Source organism: Stagnimonas sp. FW305-C-60, from assembly GCF_058782965.1.
This window is the reverse complement of record NZ_JBYSYF010000001.1, coordinates 646,420-666,156: the sequence shown is the minus strand read 5'-3', so window position 1 is coordinate 666,156 and position 19,737 is coordinate 646,420. Positions and strand designations below refer to the sequence as shown.

Sequence of the window (19,737 nt, the reverse complement as noted above, 5' to 3'; positions counted from 1 at the left end):
CCATGGGCGTCTGGAGTTACTACTTTTTTCTCAAGCTCTTCCTCTACCTGGGGAAGTTCATCGGCTTTCACATCTGGCCGAATCTGGGCTTCGCGCTGGCCCTGGCCTGGCCGCTGGAGCGGCGCTGGCTGCGGGTGCTGCGGCAGGTGCTGGCGGTGCCGGCGGGCCTGGCGCTGCTCTACTACGACTCCTGGCTGCCGCCGTTCCAACGCCTCATCAGCCAAGCCGGCTATCTGCAGCAGTTCAGCTTCGCCTACCTGCTGGAGTTGCTGGGCCGCTTCGTGAATCCGCTGGCCCTGCTCGGCCTGGTGCTGCTGTTCGCAGCCTGGTGGCTACTGGGGCAACGCCTGCGCATGGGCACCTTCGCGGTGCTCGGCATCCTGCTGGTGCCGTTGAGCCAGCAACTGGGCCAGCAACTGAGCCTGCGACTGGCGCAGCCGGCAACCGCGCTCACCGCCGCGGCTCCCGCGACGAGCGCCGGTGGCGACGCGGCGACGGTAGCGACGGCGGTGACCGACACCCGCCCGGCCGACAGTGCCGAGTTGAACAGCGCGCTGGAAGACTTCTACCGCCGCGAGGCCGGCCGCCAGCTCAAGCTCAATGCCCCCGCCAGCCCGGCGGTGCCCTTCGACGTGATCTTCCTGCACATCTGCTCGCTGGCCTGGGACGACATGGACTACGTCGGCGAAAGCAAGCCGGCGGTGCTGGACCGCTTCGACATCCGCTTCAGCAACTTCAGCACCGCCGCCAGCTACAGCGGCCCGGCGGCGATCCGGCTGCTGCGCTCGGCCTGCGGCCAGACCAGCCATGCCGCGCTCTACAAGCCGGCGCCGGGCGAGTGCTATCTGTTCAACACGCTGGCGCAGGCCGGCTACCAGCCGCAGCTGCTGATGAACCACGACGGCCACTTCGGCGATTTTCTCGGCGATCTGCGCGAGGGCGGCGGGCTGAAGGTGCCGGCCATCGACAACCGCTCGGCGCCAGTGAAGATGCGCGCCTTCGACGACTCGCCGGTGTACGGCGATCTCGCCCTGCTCTCCGGCTGGCTGGCGCAGCGTCCGGCGGAAGGGCCGCCGGTGACGCTCTACTACAACAGCGTCAGCCTGCACGACGGCAACAAGGTGGTCGGCAGCCGTAGCGGCAATGTCCGCGACAACTTCCGCGAGCGGCTGCAATTGCTGTTCAGCGACCTCGGCCAGTTTCTCGACCAGTTGCAGGCCTCCGGCCGCAAGGCGGTGGTGGTGCTGGTGCCCGAGCATGGCGCCGCGGTGCGCGGCGACCGCATGCAGATTTCCGGTCTGCGCGAGATCCCCAGCCCGGCCATCGCCCTGGCGCCGGTGGCGGTGAAGCTGATCGGCCTCGCCGCCCCACCCAAGGACGGGCCGGTGACGGTAGGCGCAGCGACCAGCCTGTTCGGTCTGAGCAGCCTGGTGGCGCGGCTGGTCGAGCGCAGTCCGTATGGCACCGAACCGCCGGTGCTCGCCGACTATCTGCGTGAGCTGCCACAGACCGAGTTCGTCGCCGAGAACGACGCCACCGTGGTGATGCGCCTGCGCGGGCGCTACTACCTGCGCAGTCCCGACCAGAGCTGGGCCGAGTACAGCACCGAGCCCTGAAGCTTTTGTACAGCCACCGCTGGCACCGAGAAAGCTGATTGGCGACGGCACTCAGCCGCTACGTCCACCGGCGCGAAATGCGCTGTAGCGCCGCGCTTTTCAGCGCTCGGAATTGGGCCGCAAGGGCTGCGGCGGCACCAGCGGCCCCTCGGGCGCACCGTCCAGCCAGCGCCGCAGGTAGAGGTTGAACTGCAGGGGCTCGTAGAACTCCGAGCGGTCGAGGTCGGTGCGGCCGCCCAGCGCCCAGTGCGGGCTCAGGCGGTATTCCAGCGCCGCCGTCAGCGAGTAGCCAAAACCGCCGCCATCGCCGCCCGCGTACACCGCCGTCTCGCCAGTGGCGGCCAGGCGTGCGGCGGCCGCGGCCTGGAGATCGGGGCGGGTGGGGAAGAACAGCGAGTCGTCCTCGTGGGTGCGGGTGAGCACCGCCACCGCCTGCAACTGCCAGCTGAAGGCACGATGGCGGCCGCGCCAGTCCAGCGGCAGGCTCAGGGCGCTGCGCCGCTGCGGGCTGTAGTAGCCGCCCTGGCCGAAGCTGTAGTAGCGCAGGTTCTCGGCATAGCGCTGATGACTGAGCGTGAGGCCGAGATAGAGGCGCTGGTCGTCGCGGTTGAGCAGCTCCCAGTCGCCGCCCAGGCGCAGGTTCCACTGACGGTTGTCGGCCACCTGCTCGCCCTTGAGCGCGCTGAAACCTAGGCTGGCGAAGCCGCTCCAGCGCCGCTCGTAGCGCGCCAGCCGCAGGCCCAGGCCGCTGTTGCGCACGCCGCCCCAGACCTCGCCACTGAGCGGATCGCGGGCGCCGGCATAGGCGAGCAGGCTGCTGGTCAGCGGCCGGCGATAGGCTTCGACCGCGTAGTCGAACTGGCCCCAGTCGCCGCCATAGCGCAGGCCGCCGACCACATCCTCGACGAGGAAGCCCAGCGGCGTGCTGCCGATGTCGCCGCGCCAGGGGCCCTGGCTATAGCCGACGGTAGGCGCCCAGCCCTCGGCGGACTGCGAAACCCCGGCGTAGCCACTGGCGCTCGGCCCCACCGCCTGCAACTGGCCATAGGCTGCTGCGGCCTCGAACTCGGCGGGCAGGCGGCCGGCGTCCACCGAGACCGCATCCAGCTGCACTTCCAGCCGGCCCTCGCGACCCAGCGGCCCCTGATAGCGCAGCGGGAGCTGCTGGCCACGGTAGCGGGAAATGCCGGCGTCGCCGGGTTTGTCGACCAGGTCCAGCGCCAGCATCAGGCTGGACTCGCGCTGCGGCCGGGTGTCATCGAGCAGGGCCTCGCGCGCCGTCAGCAGCGCCGGCTGGCGCGGCGCCTCGCGCAGCGCGGAATCGAGGGTGGCGAAGGCGGCGCCGCTGTCGCCAGCCGCTTGCTGGGCCTGCGCCTGGCGGCGGGCGCGGCTGGCGACGAGCGCGGCGCGCTCCTCGGCGAGATCGGCGTCGGCCAGGGGCTCGGCGCGCAGCCGCGCCAGCAGGGCGTCCAGCTCGGTGTCGGCGTCCGGCGCGCGGTCGGCGGCGGCATCGAGCACGCCGCCCCAGGCCAGCAGCAGCTCCGGCGTCTCGCTGCGCGTCTCCAGATAGCGGCGCATGGACTCGCGGCCGCGCTCGGGCTGGCCGGCGGCGATCCAGGTCTGCGCCACCTCGGCCTGCAGGCGCGGGTCTTCGCCGGCGAGCGCGGTCGCACCTTCCAGCAGGGCCTCGCCGCTGGCCTGATCCTGTGCCAGCAGCAAGCGCTGGCCGGCGGCCAGCAGCGGCCGCATCTGCAAGCGGCTTTGCAGGCGCAGCACGCCCTCGCTGCGCTCGCCGGCGGGGATCCTGGCCAGCGCCGCCTGCGCCGCGCGCGGATCGAGCCCGGCCAGTAGCAGGGCCTGGGCGTAGTACATGTCGGCGCCGGGGGCGAGCTGCACGCCCGCCGCCATCCGCGCCCGCGCCGCTTCGCTGTCGCCCGCGCTCAGCTCCAGCCGCGCCAGCCGGTAGCGCAGCCAGGGATCTTCCGGTACCAGCGCCAGCGCCTGTTCGGCGGCCTTGCGCGCGCCGGCCAGATCGCCCCGCACCTGCGCCGCGCGCGCCTCGGTCTGCCAGGCCTCGATCTGCTCGGCACGGGTATCGGGCACCGGCGGTGGCTCCTGCAGCTGCGCCGCCAGCTGCAAGTCCAGCGGCGGTGCCGGCGGCGCCGGCGCCGGGGCGGCCGGCTCGGGACCGCTGCCCAGTTGCAGCGCCAGGCCGCTGGCATCGGGCGCGGCGGGTGCGGGTGCGGGCTCCGGCGCAACGAGCGGCTCGGTCTCCGCGGCAATGACTGGTGCGGGTGCAGCGGCTGGCGGCACCGGCTTGGTCGGCCCCGGCCGGGGTTTGGCCGGCACGGTGGCGGCGCGGCTGACCGGCGCGGCAGCAGCAGCGGGTTCGCTCGGGCGGCCGGGACTCGCCACTGCCGGCGCCTCTGGCACCGGCGCCGGCACCCGGCCCTGCCAGCGCGCCTGCAAGGCCAGCATCTGCTGATCGTCCGGCGCCAGCCGCAGATAGCGCGCCAGCATCTGCTGGTCGGCGGCGCTGCCGGGCTGCTCGCTGAGGCCATCGCGCCAGAGATCGAGCACCCGCCGCTGCGAAACATCGGGCCGGGCGCTGATCGCCTCCAGCCGCGCCAGACCGTCCGGCCGGGTGGCGGCGCGGCCCAGGTAATGGCGGGCGATGGCGATCTCGAACTCCGGTTCGCCGGGGTTCTCGCGCAACAGCCGCTGCAGGCCGGCCAGGCCCTCGTCGCGGCGGCCATCGACGCGCGCCAGCGCGCGGTAGTACTCGATGCCCAGCAGGCCGCCGGGCGCGCCGTCGGGGAACAGCTCGCGCATCCCCTGCATCGCCGCGTCGACCTCGCCGGACTGCAGCAGGCGGCGGACATTGGCCATGCGCATGCGGTCCTTGGTGGCGATGCGCTGGGCGTCTTCCAGCTCGCGCACCCGGCGGTCTGCTGGGTGGCTGGCGCGCAGCCGCTGCAAGACCTTGGCGGCGGCTTCCATCTGGTTGGCCTCCAGCTCCAGCAGGCCCAGTTGCAGCAGCGCCTCGGGATCATCGGGCGCCGACTGCAACAGCTTGTTGAGCGCGACGCGGGCGAGATCGGCGCGGCCATGCGCCTGCCAGGCGCGCGCCGAGGTCAGCAGCTCGCCCACCGCCGCGCCGGGTGGCGCCTGCGCCCAGGCCGGCGGCGCCGCCAGGCCCAGTAGCAGGCACAGGGCCGGCAGGCCGGTGCGGCTCATGTCGCCGCGATACGCCGTGCGGCGAGCCGCCGCAGATAACCGTAGACGCCGGCGGCGGCCAGCAGGGCGGCGAGCAGCACCAGCCCGACCACCAGCCAGGGATGCAGCGAGAACTGCAGCCACAGCCAGGTCAGCGGCGACAGCCGGCCGACGGCGTAGCTGCCATTGCCGCTGAACACGCTGATCTCGCTGCCGCGGATGACCGCGGTATCGCCACGGATGCGCGCCACCGCGCCCGGCGAGGCCAGCGCCGCCAGCACCGCCTGCCGCGCCGGCTCGCTGTTGTAGAGCAGGGCGACCACGCTGCGGCCACTGCGCGCCGGCGACTCGAAGCCGACCAGCGCGCCGATGGCGCCGCCGCTCTGGCTGCTGACGCCGCCTTCGCTGACTTCGGCGGCGTTGTCGCTGTCCAGGCCGCGACGGAACCACAGGCCGGCGCGCGCCAGCGGTCCGCTGCTGCTCGCCTCGCGCTCGATCACCGCCGGCAGGTTCTGCCGCCAGCGCTCCAGCAGCGGCTGGTTGCCGATCAGCAGCAGATCGCGGTCGTCCAGCTCGTCCAGCGCGTCGTCGCCGGCCAGCCGCAGGCGCAGGCCGGGCGCGCCAGTGATGCCGCCCAGGCGCCCGAGCAGCTGGAAGGCCGCCTCCAGATCGCCGTCGCTGGCCGGCGTCGGCAACAGCAGTGCGGTCTCGGCGAGATCGGCATAGCGGGTATAGGGATGGCCGCCGTTGGCGAACAGCCGCAGGTTGGGCATCAGCGCGTAGTGGTCAAAGCCGGAGACGTCGATGGTCGAGGCTTCCGGGTCCAGCGAGGAGCGCACCAGGTCGAGGCCGGAATCGCGGCAGGGGCCGGGCCGGTGGTAGTCGATCCCGAACTGGAATTGCAGGTTGTTGTCGGCGCCGAGCAGATAGGGCGGCACCCGCAGCACGCCACTGACCTCGCCCGGTTCGCCCGGCTTGAGCCGGAACGAGCTGACGATCTGCTTGTTGGCGCTGACGGTGAGCAGGGAGTTGTCGTCTTCCAGCGGCGGCGTGTAGCGGTAGCTGAGCTTCAGTGGCACGCCGCGACGGTTCCAGGTGAACAGATCCGGCGCCACCCGCACCCGCACATTGATCGGGCCGGGCGCATGGCCGAAGACCTGCAACTCGGAGAGATCCTGCACCAGCTCGCCGAGCCGCACCGGGCGATCGCCCGCCAGCCAGCGCGGCGCGTCGTTGGCCGGGCGGCGCTCCGGCAGCCGCACCGCCTTGACCTGGGCCACCGGGCCGCTGAGCAGGGTGGAGCCCAGCACCAGGCCGTTCACCGCCTGCTGCAGCTGCGCGGCGTCGCGGCCCTGCACCACCAGCAGCTGGCCGTAGGGGTCGGTCGGGTTCTTGAGCATGCGCAGGGTCGGCTGCTGCACCGTGGGCAGTTCCAGACCGGCCGGGCGCGCGTCGTTGGTGGCAAACAGCAGCGCATGGCCCTTGGGCAGCTGCCCGCGCAGCACCGGGAAGTAGGCGCCGCGATAGTCGGCCAGGGCGCCAAACCAAGTGGCGGCGACGCCGGCCGCCTCCAGCATCGGCAGGCTGGGCTTGGCTGGAAACACGAAGGGCAGTTGCAGGCGCTCGCTGTCGCGCTCGTCGAAGAACGGCGCCGGCAGACGGGCGAGATCGGGGCTCAGCTCCAGCGGCTGCAGGTTCAGCAGCAGTTCGCTGGCGCCGTTGATCGAGGCCCAGAGGCTGCTGTGCAGCGGGTCTTCGCAGCCGGTGGTGTAGTGGCCGATCAGCTGGATGTTGAGCTGGTTGTAGTCGGTGAAGAACTCGGCGGGCAGCTCGACCTCACTGGTCTGCTCGGCCCCATTGGTCTCGCGCGGCAGCGGCACCGTCGCCACCACCACGCCGTTGAGCTGGATCTTCAGATGCGAAAGCTCGGCCAGCAGCGCCGGCGAATAGCTGTAGCGCAGCCGCAGCCGCGCCTGCTGCACGGTCTGGTCCAGGCGCAGGCCGAAATTCCAGCTGTGCTGGCCTTCCACGCCCTTGATGGTCTCGGCGGGGTTGCCGCCCAGCTCGCTAAGCAGCAGCTGGCGCTCCTGCCCCGGCGCGCTGGCGGGCGCGGTGAGCTGCGGCGTGGCGACCGGCGACGGCACCACTGGTGCCGGGTTGGAAGTCGCAGTGGCAGCTGGAGTCGCCGCCGGCGCGGCGGGCAGCGCCAGGGCCGACAACACTGCCGCCAGCGCCAGCCGGCGCCTCATGCACTCACCTGCCGTGGCCCGGCCATGCTGCCCCGTACCCGCCTCATCCTGACTCCCCGCACTGGTGATTAACCGTTTGCAAACCGCAGCCTAGCGCACCGGGGGCGGCGGCGGGTATCCACTAGGGCCTGTTATCACTACGGGGGTCGGTTAGGCTGGCCGCCATCACGAGGATGTCCACCATGCGAATTCTGGTTTACAGCGCCCGCAGCTACGACCGCCGCGACCTGGCCGCGGCCAACCAGACGCGCGGTCACAGCCTGGAGTTCGTCGAAGCCCGGCTGGGGCCGGAAACCCTGCGGCTGGCGGCCGGCGTACCGGCGATCTGCACCTTCGTCAACGATCCCCTGGATGCGGTAACCCTGGGGCAGCTGCGCGCCGCCGGCACCGAGCTGATCCTGCTGCGCTGCGCCGGCTACAACCAGCTCGATGTGCAGACCGCCGAGCGCCTGGGCCTGACGGTGCTGCGGGTGCCGGCCTACTCGCCCCACGCGGTCGCCGAGCACACGGTGGGCCTGATCCTGACGCTCAACCGCCACCTGCACCGCGCCTACAACCGAACCCGCGAGAACGACTTCCGGCTCGAAGGCCTCGAAGGCTTCGATCTGGTCGGCAAGACCGTCGGGGTGATCGGCGCCGGCCGCATCGGCGCGGTGTTCGCGCGGATCATGCGCGGCTTCGGCTGCCAGGTGCTGATCCACGATCCGCTCGGCGTGCCGCCGGCCCTGCTCGCCGAGGGCGCGATCGCCAGCGCGCTCGACCCGCTGCTGGCGGAAAGCGATGTGGTCTCGCTGCACTGCCCGCTGACGCCGGCCACTCATCATCTGATCGGCGCCGCCGCGCTGGCGCGGATGAAGCCGGGCGTGATGCTGATCAACACCAGCCGCGGCGCCCTGCTCGATACCGCGCTGGTGATCGAGGCGGTGAAGTCCGGCCGCATCGGCGCGCTGGGCCTGGATGTCTACGAGCAGGAGGGCGATCTGTTCTTCGAGGATCTGTCGTCGACCATCGTCACCGACGACGTGTTCCAGCGCCTGCTCACCTTCCCCAACGTGGTCATCACCGGCCACCAGGCCTTCTTCACCCGTGAGGCGCTCGCCGCCATCGCCGAGACCACGCTGACCAATGCCGACGACTACCTCGCCGGCCGCGCCGCGAGCAGCGGCAACCGGGTGGATTCCTCGCTGCTGCGGCCGGCGCCGATTTGAGGCCGAGGCGGCTCGGCTAGAGCACGCCGCTGTCGCGCAGCCAGCAGTACGCCGCGTAGGCGAGGCCGGCGAAGTAGAGACTTCCAAAAATGCGCTGGTTGTTGCGCGCCAGCCAGAGCGGAAGATAGATGTCGAAGTTGGCGCGGCGGTCCTCGGTGTAGCGCGCCGCCAGCGCGGTGAGCGGGCAGCGCAGGCGGTTGACGGCCAGCACCAGCACTTCCAGCGCGACCACGCCGGCCAGCAGCGCCGCCAACCGCTGCGCGCCCAGCCAGGCCGCGAACGGCAGGGCCAGCACGCAGCCGGCGAAGAAAGCCCAGATCAGCGTGTGCGCCAGCTTGATGGCGCGCAGCTTGGCGACGGCGCTCATGCGCCCGCCACCGCCCGCTGCAAGAGCAGCAGGCGCAGGTCGAACTCGATCTGGTGGTAGTCCGGCAAGAGGTGCTCGCAGAGCTGGTAGAAGGCCTTGTTGTGCGCGCGCTCACGCAGGTGCGCCAGCTCGTGCACCACCACCATTTCCAGAAACTCCGGCGCGGTGGACTTGAACAGGCTGGCGATGCGGATCTCGGCCTTGGCCTTCAGCCGCGAACCCTGCACCCGCGAGACGCTGGTATGCAGGCCGAGCACGTTCTGGATCACATCCATCTTGTTCTGCCAGAGCACCTTGTGCACCGGCGGCGCGCTGCGCAGCTGCGCCTGCTTGATGCCCTGCACGTAGTCGTAGAGCGCGGCATCGCTCTGGATCGCATGCTGGCCGGGATACTTGCGCGCCAGATGCTCGCCTAGCCGGCCTTCCCGCAGCAGGCCGCGCACCTGTGCCTGCACGCTCTCGGAATAGGCGCCGAGATAGGCGCGGAGCTGGCGCTCCAGCAGCGCCGGCTCGACCCCCGAGCTCATCGACTCAGCCGGTGGCGGCGGCATGCACGCGGATGCGCATACCGTCGCAGACCACCACCTGACCGGCGCGGATCTTGGCGGTCTTGCGCGACTCCGGCTGGCCGTCCACCGACACCAGGCCCTCGGCCACCAGCAGCTTGCCGGCACCGCCACTCTCGCAGAGGCCGGCCAGCTTCAACAGCTGGTTGAGTTCGATGTAGTCGGCGTCCAGGGTGAAATCGAGCTTGGTCATGACGAGAAACCGGCGGATGTGGCCGCCATGGTAACGGGCGCGCGGCGCCGGGCCGCGCTATTTCGGCGGCGCGGGCGGCTCGTCGAGATGGAAGAAGCCGCGGATGCGCCGCAGCAGGCTGTCGGGATGCGGCGCCGGGCTCGCGGCCCGTGCCTCGGCGTTCGCCACCGCCTGCGACAGGCCGCTGGCGCGGGCGGCGAGCACTTGCGAGATCGCCTGCGCCAGCGCCGGCCTGGCGCGCAGGATGCTCTCGAAGCCGGCCTTGTCCAGGCGGTAGCACTCGACCTCGCTGCGCGCGATGACCGTGGCCGCGCGCGGCTCGCCGGTCATCATGCCCATCTCGCCGAACACCGTGCCGGGGCTGAGCAGCGCCACCCGCTGGCGCGCGCCGCCATTGGCCTCGTGCCAGACCTCGGCCTCGCCGGCGATCAGCAGATACAGCCAGTGGGCGACCGCGCCCTGGCGGGTGATGACGCTACCGGCGGCGAACGGGGTGCGCACCAGATGGCCGGCCAGGGCCTCCAGTTCCGCCGCGGTGAGCTGCGAGAACAGCTCCACGCCCTGCAGCGCCCGCACCCGGGCGGCGAGCTGCTCCTCACGCAGCCGCGCCGCGCGGGCCTCGTCTTCGGCGATGCGGTGGATCACCGTGGTCGGCAGCGCCAGGGCGATGCCGGCGCGCTCCAGGGCGGCCAGCAGATGCACGCGCACCCGGCTGTCGGTGAGATCGTCGCATTCGGGGTCGGCCAGCCAGTAGCGCAGCGCATAGCGACGCAGGCCGGGGCCCAGCTCCATGAGCAGGCATTGCGGCGCCGGCTCGGCGCAGACCTGAGCCAGCTCGGCGCCGGCCAGGGCCTGCTCGGCGACCGCGATCACCTGGGCCGCCGGCGTCTCGTAGCCGACCTCGAACCAGATCCAGCGCCGCCAGCGCAGCGCCTGGCTGTCCGGATTGCCGATCACCGCGTAGCGCGACTTCATCAGCGCGCTGTTGGGCACCACCACGGTCTCGCCGTTGCGGGTGCGGATGGCGGTATGGCGCCAGCGGATGTCGATGACGCGGCCGGAGAGCTCGTCGAGCTTCACCCAGTCGCCGATGGCGAGCGAGTCGTCCAGCTCCAGGAACAGGCCGCCGAGCACATTGCCGAGCGTGTCCTGCATGGCGAAGGCGAGCACCGCGGTGATGATCGCCGAGGTGGTGACCAGGCTGGCGAGATCGACGCCGGCCAGCCGCAGTTGCAGCAGGCCCCAGGCGGCGTAGGCGGCGATCAGCGCCACGTCCTCGACGATCCGCGGCGGCGCCAGGCCACGGCGGCGCAGCAGCACGCGGAACAGCGCCAGCCCGACCAGACGGATCACCGCAAAGCCGGTGGCGACCAGGGCGGCGCCGTGCGCCAGCGTGCCGGCACGCACCAGCCCCAGAGCCACCACCAGGGCCGTCACCAGCTCCAGCAGCAGGCATAGCGCCAGCGCCACCAGGCTGTGCCGCAGCGCCGCCCGGTCGGCGGGCGCGGCGCGCCCGAGCGTCAGGCCGGCCAGCGCGCCGACGATCAGCAGATACGGCAGCTCGGCGCGCCAGAACAGCGCCCAGGCGGTGTTCGCGAATGAGTCCATGCGCCCGTCGGCGCGGCGCGCGCCTCAGCGCGCGTCCAGCGCCGCCTCCAGGGAGTCCACCAGGGCCGAGAGGATCTTCACCCGGGCGTGATACTTGTCATTGGCCTCGACCAGCACCCAGGGCGCCTGCGCGGTGCTGGTGCGCTCGATCATGTCGGCCGCGGCAAGCTGGTAGGCATCCCATTTCTCCCGGTTGCGCCAGTCCTCGGGGGTGATCTTGAACCGCTTGAAACGGGTCTGCTCGCGCTGCTTGAAGCGTCGCAGCTGCTCGGCTTTCGAGATCTGCAACCAGAACTTGGCGACCACCGTGCCATTGGCGGTCAACTGTTCCTCGAAGTCGTTGATCTCGGTATAGGCGCGCAACCAGTCGGCCTCGGAGCAGAACCCCTCGACCCGCTCCACCAGCACCCGCCCGTACCAGCTGCGGTCGTAGATGGTGAAGCGCCCCTTGCCCGGAAGATGGCGCCAGAAGCGCCAGAGATAGGGCTGGGCGCGTTCCTCGTCGCTGGGCGCGGCGATGGGAATGGTGTGGTACAGGCGGGCATCCAGCGCCGAGGTGATGCGGCGGATCGCGCCGCCCTTGCCGGCGGCGTCCATGCCCTCGAACACGCAGACCACGTTGTGCCGCGCAAAGCGGGGGTGCCGCGAGGCCAGCGCCAGACGGCCCTGCAGGTTCTCCAGCTGCCGCTGGTAGCTGGGCTTGGCCAGCTTCTGCTTGAGATCCATCCGCGCCAGGATGTGCAGATGGTCCGGCGGCCGGACCAGCGGTGGCGCCGAGGGCTTGGCCATGGCTTTCGGCGACGGCGCTTGCAGGCGTTGCCGCAGCGCCTGCAGCAGGGCACTGCCCACCGCCACCGCCCGGTAGCGGGGATCGGAGCCCTCGACCACCAGCCAGGGCGCCTGGGCGGTGCTGGTCTGGCGCAGGGTTTCCTCGCTGATGCGGTAGAAGCGCTCGTAATGCTGGAAGAAATCCCAGTCACGGGCGGTGACCCGCCAGCGGGTATCGGGGTCGGACTGCAACTGCTCCAGGCGCTTCTTCTGGCGCTTGTGCGAGAGGTGAAACCAGAACTTCAGGATCAGCGCGCCCTCGTCGGCGAGCATGCGCTCGAAGTGGTTGATCTCCTCGATGGAGCGCAGCAGATCGCCCTTGCTGCTGCGCTTGAACACGCGGTCGATGATCGGCGCGGTATACCAGGAGCCGAACAGGATGCCGATGCGGCCCTTGGGCGGCAGCGCGCTCCAGTAGCGCGCCGCCATCGGCTGGTCATGCGCGAGACCCGAGGGATCGTCGAAGGCGTGGGTGTGGATATGCCGCGGGTCCATCCACTCGTTGAGCAGATTGACGGTCTCGCCCTTGCCGGCGCCGCGCACGCCGGAGATCAGGATGATCACCGGGAAGCGGCCGTTCTGGCTCAGGTCGTACTGGGCGTCCAGCAGATCGGCACGCAGGCCCGGCTCGATCTGCCGGTAGCGGCTCTTGGACAGCTTGTGCCCGAGTTCTGCGGCTTCAAACATGGCGGTGCCCCCCCCGGCCCTGGACCCAGCCCTGGCGAATTCGCCGACTGGCGGTCCGGCTCAGGAGCCTGAGCCCCGGCCGGGGGCCGGGGCATTGACCTGCATCAAGCCCGCTCCGGTAGATGGCGGCCCGCCTCCCTAATGCTGGCGCAGACCACGCACCCGCAGCTTGAAGTTCATCGCCGGGCCGGGCGTCGGCGCGGTCTTGGTCTTGAGCACATAGCCGGGCGTCGGCAGTTCCAGATCCAGCCGATAGAACAGCCGGGCCATGGTCAGCGCCAGCAGCACTTCCGCCGAGCTCTTGCCCAGACAGGTGTGCGGGCCGCGGCCGTAGGGCGAATAGGCGCCCGGGCACATGTGCTCGGCGCGCGGCTTCTCGTAGCGGTCGATGTCGAACTTGGCGGCGTCGGGGAAGTACTGATCCTGGAAGTGCGGCACGCTGGTGCCCAGGTAGACGCGCTCGCCCTCGCGGATCTGGTGGCCGGCGAACACGAAGTCGCGATTGGCAATGCGGATCTGCGCCACCGCGATCGGGTAGAGCCGCATGGTTTCCATGATCGCGCCGTTGAGCGCCGGCAGGCTCTTCATGAACTCGTCCTCGTTCACCGGGCCCTTGGCGAACAGGGCGTCCACCTCCCGCTGCACGCGGGCGAGTACGCCAGGATGCTTGAGCACGGTGTAGGCGATCGCGGCGGTGGTGTTGGCGACGGTATCGAGTCCGGCCACATAGGGAGCGGCCACCAGCATCGGCAGATCGCCTTCCGGCACCAGCACCGGGTCGGCCTTGTGGGCCGCCATCACATCGTCGATCAGCGAGCGCTCCGCCTCCGGCTTTTCGCCGTGCAGGGCCTCCTGCGCGCGGTAGTCGGCGATCATCCGGTGCGCGAGCTCGAACATCCGCGCCTTGGCGCGCTTGTACTCGGGCATCTTCATCAGGAACAGCGGCCGCTGCCGGGTCACCAGCACGTTGAGGATGTAGAGGATGGTGGTGCGGATGTCCTTGACGTAGGCGCGCGGTGCCGAGCCGGTGAGGATGGTGCCGAGCTGGTCGACCACCATGTACTGCATGGCCTCCACCACCGGCACCGCGTGGCCGACCGGCCAGTCGCGGGCGATGGCCTGGTCGGTGATATCCAGCACCAGGTTGTAGCGTCCGCGCAGGGCCTCCTTGGAGACACCGCGGCGCATGATGTCGCGCAGCTTCTTGTGCAGCTCGCCGTCGGCGGCACTGAGCATCTTGGAGGCGCCGAACTCGCGCATCAGCGGCTCCCAGACCTCGTAGGAACGCAGGCACTCCTTGCCTTCGCGGGTGCCCATGAAGTTGGCCGCCTCGGCACCGGCGATGCAGGTATAGGCATTGCCGAGCACGCTGACCTGGTACACCGGCCCGTACTCGCGGTAGCACTTGAGGAAGAAGGCCGCCGGATCGCGGGCAAACGAGAGCGTGTTGCCGAGCAGCGGCCAGCCGCGGACCCGGGGCGGAGGCAGCGGCGCCCGGGCCGGGCCCATGGTTTGGGTGAGGTTCATCGACTGTCCTCCGCGTTGGCTGCCGGCCTAGACCAGGCCGAAAGTGCGCAAGCCGTTTTCCGAAGTGATCTTGCGGCGATCAGCCTCGGGGATGCCGGCCTCGGCGAACTGGCTCACCACCTGCGAGCGCGAGTTGGGCCAGCAGGTGGCCGGATGCGGGAAGTCGGTGGACCAGTACAGGCAGTCGGCGCCGAAATAGTCGTAGGCGGCCTTCAGACCCAGGGGCTCGTACATGAAGGTCGCGCCCATCTGCCGCTTGAAGTATTCCGAAGGCATCAGCTTCACGCCCGGGAACTGGTAGTGCTGGTGCATGCGCGGATCGAGCAGGGTGGCGAAGAACCAGGGCAGCCAGCCCAGGCCGGGCTCCACCAGCAGCACCTTCAGGCGCGGGAAGCGCTCCAGCGTGCCGGTCAGGATCCACATGCAGATCGACTCCGCCATCGGCGTCCAGGCCAGGCCGGTGAAGATGCCCTTCTGCGGCGTCGGGTCGCGGCGGAACACGTCCCAGAGATTGGCCTTGAGGTCGAGGTGGTTGAGGATGGTCAGGCCGGCTTCCTGGATGGTCGCCCACAGCGGCTCGTAGCGCTTGTCGTAGACATCCGGCAGGCCGTAGTCGGCCGGGTACGGGGTGATCTGCACGCAGCGCGCGCGCTTGTCCTTGGCCAGGCGGGTGACTTCCTTCACCGCGAAGTCGATGTCGTAGAGCGGCAGCTGGTAGGCGGTCATCAGCCGCACCGGGTCTTCGGAGGCGAAGTCGGCCATGGCGTTGTTGTAGCCCTGGAACACTTCCTTCCAGTCCGAGCCCATCAGCGTCGGGTTGACGATCTTGGCGCCGGCCAGTTCTGGGAAGATCACCTCGGCGTAGACGCCGTCGCGGTCCATCGCCTTGAGCTTGGCCTTGGGCTCGAAGTGGCCGGGGTCGCGCGAGGCCTCGGGGTCGACGAAGTCTTCCAGCTCCAGGTTCTTCTGGCCGCCACGCAGCACCTTGGCGGCGTAGTCCTCGGCCTTGCGGTTGGCCTCGTCCCAGAGGCCGTGCAGATCCTTGCGCAGGCGCGCCTTGATCCAGTCATCGGTGAAGTGGACGTGGGAGTCGACCGAGATCAGACGGTCTTGCGAGAGGACGGCAGTATTCATGAGGTTCTCCAAGGAATGTGTTGCTGGACAAAAAGGGGACGGCCGCTCAAAGGCCAAAGGCGTGCTGCAAGTCGGGGTGCTGCTTCAGCCCGAGATCGATTTCGATGACGCGGCGCTGCGCCAGGCGCGCCGGCACCGCCTGGACGTCGGTGTAGAACTGCTCGTACCAGTCGCGCAGTTGCAAGATCGGGCCATCGCCCGCGCACAGCAGCGGGTTGTCGACGCGCACCTTGTTGTGCCAGACCGCGACGTCTTCGGTGAAGGCCTGGATCGCCAGCTCGGTGTACTGCGCCGCCATGCGCTGGTTCTGCTCCTCGTTGAGCGAGGCGATCTTCTTCACCTTGACGCCGAAGCGAAGCTCGAAATGCTGCTGGTCGATAGGCACATGGCTGACCACCAGGATCGACTCCACCGGCATGCCCTCGGCCTCGCCGGTCATGTGGCAGACCAGCACGGCCGGGCCGAAATAGGTGGCGACCGTGGTGAGATGGTTGCGGGTGCCGCCCAGGCGCTCGTTGATGCCCACCATCACCTGCGTGGCGCGATGACCCTCGTAGATGTTGGCGAAGTACTTGACGTCGGAGGAGCCGTGCACCGGTCCGAAGTGGCCCAAGTCGGCGAGGTTGTCGACCAGCTCGCGGCAGTTGTTGTCGATCTCCCAGCGCGACATCGACCAGGGCGACCACTCGGTAGAGAAGCCCTGCGGCAGCTCCGGGATCGCCAGCTCCGGCGGCGGCGGCGCGCCTTCCGGATCGTTCCAGACGAACAGCAGCTCGTTGACCTCCAGCGCGGGCCAGGCGCGGACCGCGGCGCGCGGCGGGATGGTCTTGCTGTAGGGGATGTGCGCGCAGCGGCCGTTGCCGTCGTAGGCCCAGCCGTGGAAACGGCAGACGACGTTGTTGCCCTCGATGCGGCCGATCGAGAGATCGGCGCCCATGTGCGGGCACCAGGCGTTGAGGATGCGCAACTGCTGGTCTTCGCCCTGGAACACGACGAGGCGGGTGCCGAAGGCCTTGATGCCATGCGGCTTGCCGTCGCGGTACTCGCTGGCGAGGCCCAAACAATGCCAGCCGCGCGCGTAGCGGTCGGGCATTTCCGCGGCCTTGGGTAGATGGATACCGGCGACCTTCGTCGCGGTGTTGAGGAGGCTGACCATGGCTGAAACTCCCGTGTGGAGGTGTCAGCACTGTTCCCGCTCCACGGCCCCGCAACATCCCCCGCGTGCAGCAGCGCGGGCTTTGATCTAGATCAACGACAGCCCTGCGCGAGCTGCGGCTCGGCCAGCCGCTTTTCGACGCCCACCGCGGCCGCCAGCTCGAACAGCGGCCGCGTCGACAGCAGGCGGATGCAGCGATCCTCGCAGCGCAGCCAGCCGTTGCGCTCGAAGCCCTTGAGCGTGCGGCTGACGGTTTCCATCGCCATGCGCATGGAGTTGCCGATGTCGCGCCGGGTCATCGGCAACAGCAGGGTTCCGTCCCAGGCCGAGAGCCGCTCGCGCATGCGCAGCAGGAAGGCGGCGATGCGCTGCTCGGCCGAGTAGTCGCCCAGTTGCGAGAGCGCCAGCGCCAGCTCGCGGCTGGCGTAGTCGGCAAGCAAGCCCCCCAGCTCCGGCTCGCGCGCCATCAGCTGGCGCAGCTTGGCCAAGGGCGTGACGCAGACCTGCGAGGGCACGATGGCGGTGGCGCTGGCGCCGAAGCGCGGCGCGGTGAGCGTATCTAGGCCGATCCAGTCGCCGGGCAGATGAAAGCCGCGGATGTGCTCGCTGCCGCTGGCGTCGACGGTAAACGTCTTCAGGCAGCCGCCGCGAACGGTGTAGATGGCGTCCGACCATTCGCCGGCGACAAACAGCGGATTGGCGCGCGGCATTACCGCCACCGGTGGTTCCATGATGCCCAGCAAGGCGCTGGCCAGCGTGCTGCTGGCGCGCCGCACCATGCAGGCGCGCACCGGGCAGACCGAGCAGTCGTTGTGGCTGGCCGTGGCGCAGTCTTCACTGGCGAGCATGGGCATACCTCTCTAGAGAACGTGAACCCTCGCATACAGGCTCTTGCAGCCGAGGCGCCGGCACCTCATCCGTTTGTGCGGGCAACGCACCCGCCCGCAGCGCAGCGTTTACGAGCGCTGATGCTGCTCGCTTTGCCGGCGCCGGCCTTGATCTAGATCAACGACGCGCGCAGACGCGCTGTTGTAGCCGGCGTTGGCCTTAGCCGGCGCTCGCGATGCCACGACACTAGGCGCTGACCGCACTGGCGGCGCTCGCACGGGCGCGGCGCGAAAAAATGCGAGTCGCGTCGGATCGTCAGTTCGGATGAGGTCGCTGCCAGAGCGCTTTGAGAAACCAGCGCCGGTCATCCCAGGGCGGCCGAAGTGGCCGCTCGCACCGATCCAGGAGAGCCTCGTGCAAACTCAACGCAGCGTCAGTCCCATCGTCACTCCCGATTCTCTGCTGGAACGCGCCCGCGCGCTGGTGCCGGTGCTGGCCCGCCGCGCCCGCGAGGCCGAGCAGGGCCGCCAGCTTCCCGCCGAGACCATTGCCGATCTGCAGGACGCCGGCCTGTTCCGCGTGCTGCAGGCCCGCCAGTACGGCGGCTACGAACTCGACCCGCAGACCTTCTACGACATCCAGATGACGCTGGCCGAGGGCTGCATGTCCACCGCCTGGGTGTACGGCGTGGTGGCGGTGCACAACTGGCAGCTGGCCTTGTTCGACCCGCAAGCGGCGGACGAGGTCTGGAGCCAGGACCGCTCGGTGCTGATCGCCTCCAGCTACATGCCCAAGGGCCAGGTGCAGCGGGTCGAGGGCGGCTATCGCTTCAGCGGCCGCTGGGGCTATTCCAGCGGCATCGACCACTGCCGCTGGGTACTGCTCGGCGGCCTGGTGCCACCGGTCGATGGCCAGGGCGCGCCGGAATACCGCACCTTCCTGGTGCCGCGCTCGGACTTCGAGGTGCTCGACACCTGGCGCACCATGGGCCTGCGCGCCACCGGCAGCAACGACGTGGTGGTGCGCGACGCCTTCGTGCCCGAGCACCGCACGCACAAGTCCGCCGACGGCTTTGCCGGCACCAGCCCAGGCCTCGCGGTCAACCGGTCGCCGCTCTACAAGCTGCCGTTCGGCCAGATCTTCGTGCGCGCGGTGTCCAGCTCGGCGATCGGTGCCTTGCAGGGCGCGCTCGACTGCTTCGTGGATTTCGCCCGCGTGCGAGTCGGCGACATGGGCACCCGCAGCGCCGAGCAGAACCAGGTGCAGGCGGCGGTGGCGCAGGCGACGGTGGCCATCGACGAGATGAAGCTGGTTCTGCGACGCAATTTCGAAACGCTGATGGAACGCGCCCGCAGCGGCCAATCGCTGAGCATCCGCGAGCGCCTGCACTACCGCTGCCAGGCGGCGATGGTGGTCGACCGCTGCGCCCATCACGCCGCCGAGCTGCTGGCGCTGTCGGGCGCGCGCGGCATCTTCGAAGACCTGCCGCTGGCGCGCCATGTGCAGGACATCAGCGCCGGCCGCAGCCACTACGCCAACAATCCGGATCTGTTCAGCCGCAACTTCGGGCGCGTGCTGCTCGGCTACGACAACAACGACCTGTTCATCTAGAAGGCCGCCATGATTCGCATCGAGCAACTGGCCTATGTGGTGGCCGAGAGCCGCGAGCCGGCGCAGTGGCAGCTCTTCGGCGAGCAGGTGGTCGGCCTGATGGCCCGCCCGGCGCCCGACGGCGGGCTGTACCTGAAGGCCGACGAGCGCGACTTCCGCATCGCCATCGTCGCCGGCACGCAGGACCGCTACTACGCCTCCGGCTGGCAGCTGGCCGACGAGGCGGCCTACGCCGAGGCTCTCGCCAGCCTGCGTGCCGCCGGAGTCGCGGTGGAGGAAGGCAGCGCCGAGCTGTGCTTTGCGCGGCGCGCGCAGCAGCTCTTGGTGGTGCACGACCCCTCCGGCAATCGCCACGAACTGTTCTGGGGGCCGCAGTCCGACTTTCAGCGCTTCTGCTCACCGGTGGGCGTGCCGGCCTTCCTGACCGGCGAGTTGGGCATGGGCCACACGGTGCTGCCGGCGCCGGCCTTCGACGCCAGCTGGAGCTTCTTCCGCGACGTCTTCGGCTTTGGCCTGGCCGACCTCTACCGGCATCGCAATCCGGCGGCGCCGGAGGCCGGCGCGCAGCGCATCTACTTCACGCACTGCGCCAACGGCCGCCATCACAGCCTTGCGCTGTTCGAGGGCGAAGTGCCCTCGGGCTGCGTGCACATCATGCTGGAGCTGCCCGACATGGACGCGCTGGGCCGCGCCTACGACCGCATGCTCAAGCACCAGGTGCCGCTGATGGCGACTCTGGGCCGGCATGTGAACGACGAGGTGACCTCCTTCTACCTGCGCACACCGGCCGGCTTCGCGCTGGAGCTGGGCTACGGCGGCCGGGTGGTGGACTGGAGCCGGCACAGCGTCTTCGAGGCCACCGCGGTGAGCCTCTGGGGCCACGATTTTTCAGTGGGCTTTCGCTAGGCCCTATTAACGCTAAGGGAATCGCTGCGGCGGAGGA

15 protein-coding genes are annotated in these 19,737 nt (G+C 70.0%); 4 read left to right on the top strand and 11 right to left on the bottom strand.

Annotation, left to right across the window (positions count from 1 at the left end):
- Positions 1-2 precede the first annotated feature (2 nt).
- Positions 3-1,616: a cellulose biosynthesis protein BcsG gene (gene bcsG / locus AC3WT6_RS03035; protein ID WP_492652080.1), complete on the top strand. Its 1,614-nt coding sequence runs from the start codon at positions 3-5 to the stop codon at positions 1,614-1,616.
- Between the two features lie 99 nt (positions 1,617-1,715).
- Here the strand turns inward: bcsG and AC3WT6_RS03030 are convergent, their stop codons facing one another.
- Both AC3WT6_RS03030 and bcsB read right to left on the bottom strand, forming a co-directional pair.
- On the bottom strand, positions 1,716-4,853 hold the full coding sequence (locus tag AC3WT6_RS03030) for a cellulose biosynthesis protein BcsC (protein WP_492652079.1): 3,138 nt from the start codon (positions 4,851-4,853) through the stop codon (positions 1,716-1,718).
- A complete protein-coding gene (gene bcsB, locus AC3WT6_RS03025) occupies positions 4,850-7,081 on the bottom strand; it encodes a cellulose biosynthesis cyclic di-GMP-binding regulatory protein BcsB (protein ID WP_492652078.1) in 2,232 nt (743 codons plus the stop codon). Before bcsB ends, AC3WT6_RS03030 begins: the two co-directional genes overlap by 4 nt.
- A gap of 182 nt (positions 7,082-7,263) precedes the next feature.
- On the opposite strand from bcsB, the gene AC3WT6_RS03020 reads away from it, so the two are divergent.
- Positions 7,264-8,289 (top strand): 2-hydroxyacid dehydrogenase, encoded by a 1,026-nt coding sequence (locus AC3WT6_RS03020; protein WP_492652077.1) that lies wholly within the window; start codon positions 7,264-7,266, stop codon positions 8,287-8,289.
- 16 nt (positions 8,290-8,305) lie between these two features.
- Here the strand turns inward: AC3WT6_RS03020 and AC3WT6_RS03015 are convergent, their stop codons facing one another.
- The 9 genes from AC3WT6_RS03015 to AC3WT6_RS02975 all read right to left on the bottom strand — a co-directional run bounded on the left by AC3WT6_RS03015 (position 8,306) and on the right by AC3WT6_RS02975 (position 17,203).
- Positions 8,306-8,656, bottom strand: coding sequence for a hypothetical protein (locus AC3WT6_RS03015; RefSeq protein WP_492652076.1), 351 nt, complete (start codon positions 8,654-8,656; stop codon positions 8,306-8,308).
- Entirely contained in the window at positions 8,653-9,183 is a 531-nt protein-coding gene (locus AC3WT6_RS03010; RefSeq protein WP_492652075.1) for a YgjP-like metallopeptidase domain-containing protein, read from the bottom strand. The genes AC3WT6_RS03015 and AC3WT6_RS03010 overlap by 4 nt, the downstream gene beginning before the upstream one ends.
- A 4-nt stretch (positions 9,184-9,187) precedes the next feature.
- Positions 9,188-9,415, bottom strand: coding sequence for an RNA-binding S4 domain-containing protein (locus AC3WT6_RS03005; RefSeq protein WP_492652074.1), 228 nt, complete (start codon positions 9,413-9,415; stop codon positions 9,188-9,190).
- 57 nt (positions 9,416-9,472) lie between these two features.
- Positions 9,473-11,023, bottom strand: a complete 1,551-nt coding sequence (locus AC3WT6_RS03000) for a cyclic nucleotide-binding domain-containing protein (protein WP_492652073.1) — start codon at positions 11,021-11,023, stop codon at positions 9,473-9,475.
- A 24-nt stretch (positions 11,024-11,047) separates the two neighbouring features.
- Positions 11,048-12,538 (bottom strand): polyphosphate:AMP phosphotransferase, encoded by a 1,491-nt coding sequence (pap, locus tag AC3WT6_RS02995; RefSeq protein WP_492652072.1) that lies wholly within the window; start codon positions 12,536-12,538, stop codon positions 11,048-11,050.
- Between the two features lie 138 nt (positions 12,539-12,676).
- Complete coding sequence (locus AC3WT6_RS02990) at positions 12,677-14,065, bottom strand: cytochrome P450 (protein WP_492652071.1); 1,389 nt, start codon at positions 14,063-14,065, stop codon at positions 12,677-12,679.
- Positions 14,066-14,092: 27 nt separating this feature from the next.
- Positions 14,093-15,199, bottom strand: a complete 1,107-nt coding sequence (locus AC3WT6_RS02985) for an amidohydrolase family protein (RefSeq protein WP_492652070.1) — start codon at positions 15,197-15,199, stop codon at positions 14,093-14,095.
- Positions 15,200-15,245: 46 nt separating this feature from the next.
- Complete coding sequence (locus AC3WT6_RS02980) at positions 15,246-16,355, bottom strand: 3-ketosteroid-9-alpha-monooxygenase, oxygenase component (protein ID WP_492652069.1); 1,110 nt, start codon at positions 16,353-16,355, stop codon at positions 15,246-15,248.
- A 92-nt stretch (positions 16,356-16,447) separates the two neighbouring features.
- Positions 16,448-17,203: a Crp/Fnr family transcriptional regulator gene (locus tag AC3WT6_RS02975; protein ID WP_492652068.1), complete on the bottom strand. Its 756-nt coding sequence runs from the start codon at positions 17,201-17,203 to the stop codon at positions 16,448-16,450.
- A gap of 394 nt (positions 17,204-17,597) precedes the next feature.
- Between AC3WT6_RS02975 and AC3WT6_RS02970 the strand changes: the two genes are divergently transcribed.
- Together AC3WT6_RS02970 and AC3WT6_RS02965 are read left to right on the top strand one after the other, a co-directional pair.
- On the top strand, positions 17,598-18,794 hold the full coding sequence (locus tag AC3WT6_RS02970; protein ID WP_492652067.1) for an acyl-CoA dehydrogenase family protein: 1,197 nt from the start codon (positions 17,598-17,600) through the stop codon (positions 18,792-18,794).
- Between the two features lie 9 nt (positions 18,795-18,803).
- Positions 18,804-19,700 carry a VOC family protein gene (locus AC3WT6_RS02965; RefSeq protein WP_492652066.1) on the top strand — a complete coding sequence of 299 codons (897 nt, stop codon included), beginning with the start codon at positions 18,804-18,806 and terminating at the stop codon, positions 19,698-19,700.
- Positions 19,701-19,737: the final 37 nt, after the last annotated feature.

Excerpts from the sequence above, each read along its gene's own strand:
- bcsG (WP_492652080.1), top strand. The coding sequence starts at position 3 with ATGGGCGTCTGGAGTTACTACTTTTTTCTCAAGCTCTTCCTCTACCTG.
- AC3WT6_RS03030 (WP_492652079.1), bottom strand. The coding sequence starts at position 4,853 with ATGAGCCGCACCGGCCTGCCGGCCCTGTGCCTGCTACTGGGCCTGGCG.
- bcsB (WP_492652078.1), bottom strand. The coding sequence starts at position 7,081 with ATGAGGCGCCGGCTGGCGCTGGCGGCAGTGTTGTCGGCCCTGGCGCTG.
- AC3WT6_RS03020 (WP_492652077.1), top strand. The coding sequence starts at position 7,264 with ATGCGAATTCTGGTTTACAGCGCCCGCAGCTACGACCGCCGCGACCTG.
- AC3WT6_RS03015 (WP_492652076.1), bottom strand. The coding sequence starts at position 8,656 with ATGAGCGCCGTCGCCAAGCTGCGCGCCATCAAGCTGGCGCACACGCTG.
- AC3WT6_RS03010 (WP_492652075.1), bottom strand. The coding sequence starts at position 9,183 with ATGAGCTCGGGGGTCGAGCCGGCGCTGCTGGAGCGCCAGCTCCGCGCC.
- AC3WT6_RS03005 (WP_492652074.1), bottom strand. The coding sequence starts at position 9,415 with ATGACCAAGCTCGATTTCACCCTGGACGCCGACTACATCGAACTCAAC.
- AC3WT6_RS03000 (WP_492652073.1), bottom strand. The coding sequence starts at position 11,023 with ATGGACTCATTCGCGAACACCGCCTGGGCGCTGTTCTGGCGCGCCGAG.
- pap (WP_492652072.1), bottom strand. The coding sequence starts at position 12,538 with ATGTTTGAAGCCGCAGAACTCGGGCACAAGCTGTCCAAGAGCCGCTAC.
- AC3WT6_RS02990 (WP_492652071.1), bottom strand. The coding sequence starts at position 14,065 with ATGAACCTCACCCAAACCATGGGCCCGGCCCGGGCGCCGCTGCCTCCG.
- AC3WT6_RS02985 (WP_492652070.1), bottom strand. The coding sequence starts at position 15,199 with ATGAATACTGCCGTCCTCTCGCAAGACCGTCTGATCTCGGTCGACTCC.
- AC3WT6_RS02980 (WP_492652069.1), bottom strand. The coding sequence starts at position 16,355 with ATGGTCAGCCTCCTCAACACCGCGACGAAGGTCGCCGGTATCCATCTA.
- AC3WT6_RS02975 (WP_492652068.1), bottom strand. The coding sequence starts at position 17,203 with ATGCTCGCCAGTGAAGACTGCGCCACGGCCAGCCACAACGACTGCTCG.
- AC3WT6_RS02965 (WP_492652066.1), top strand. The coding sequence starts at position 18,804 with ATGATTCGCATCGAGCAACTGGCCTATGTGGTGGCCGAGAGCCGCGAG.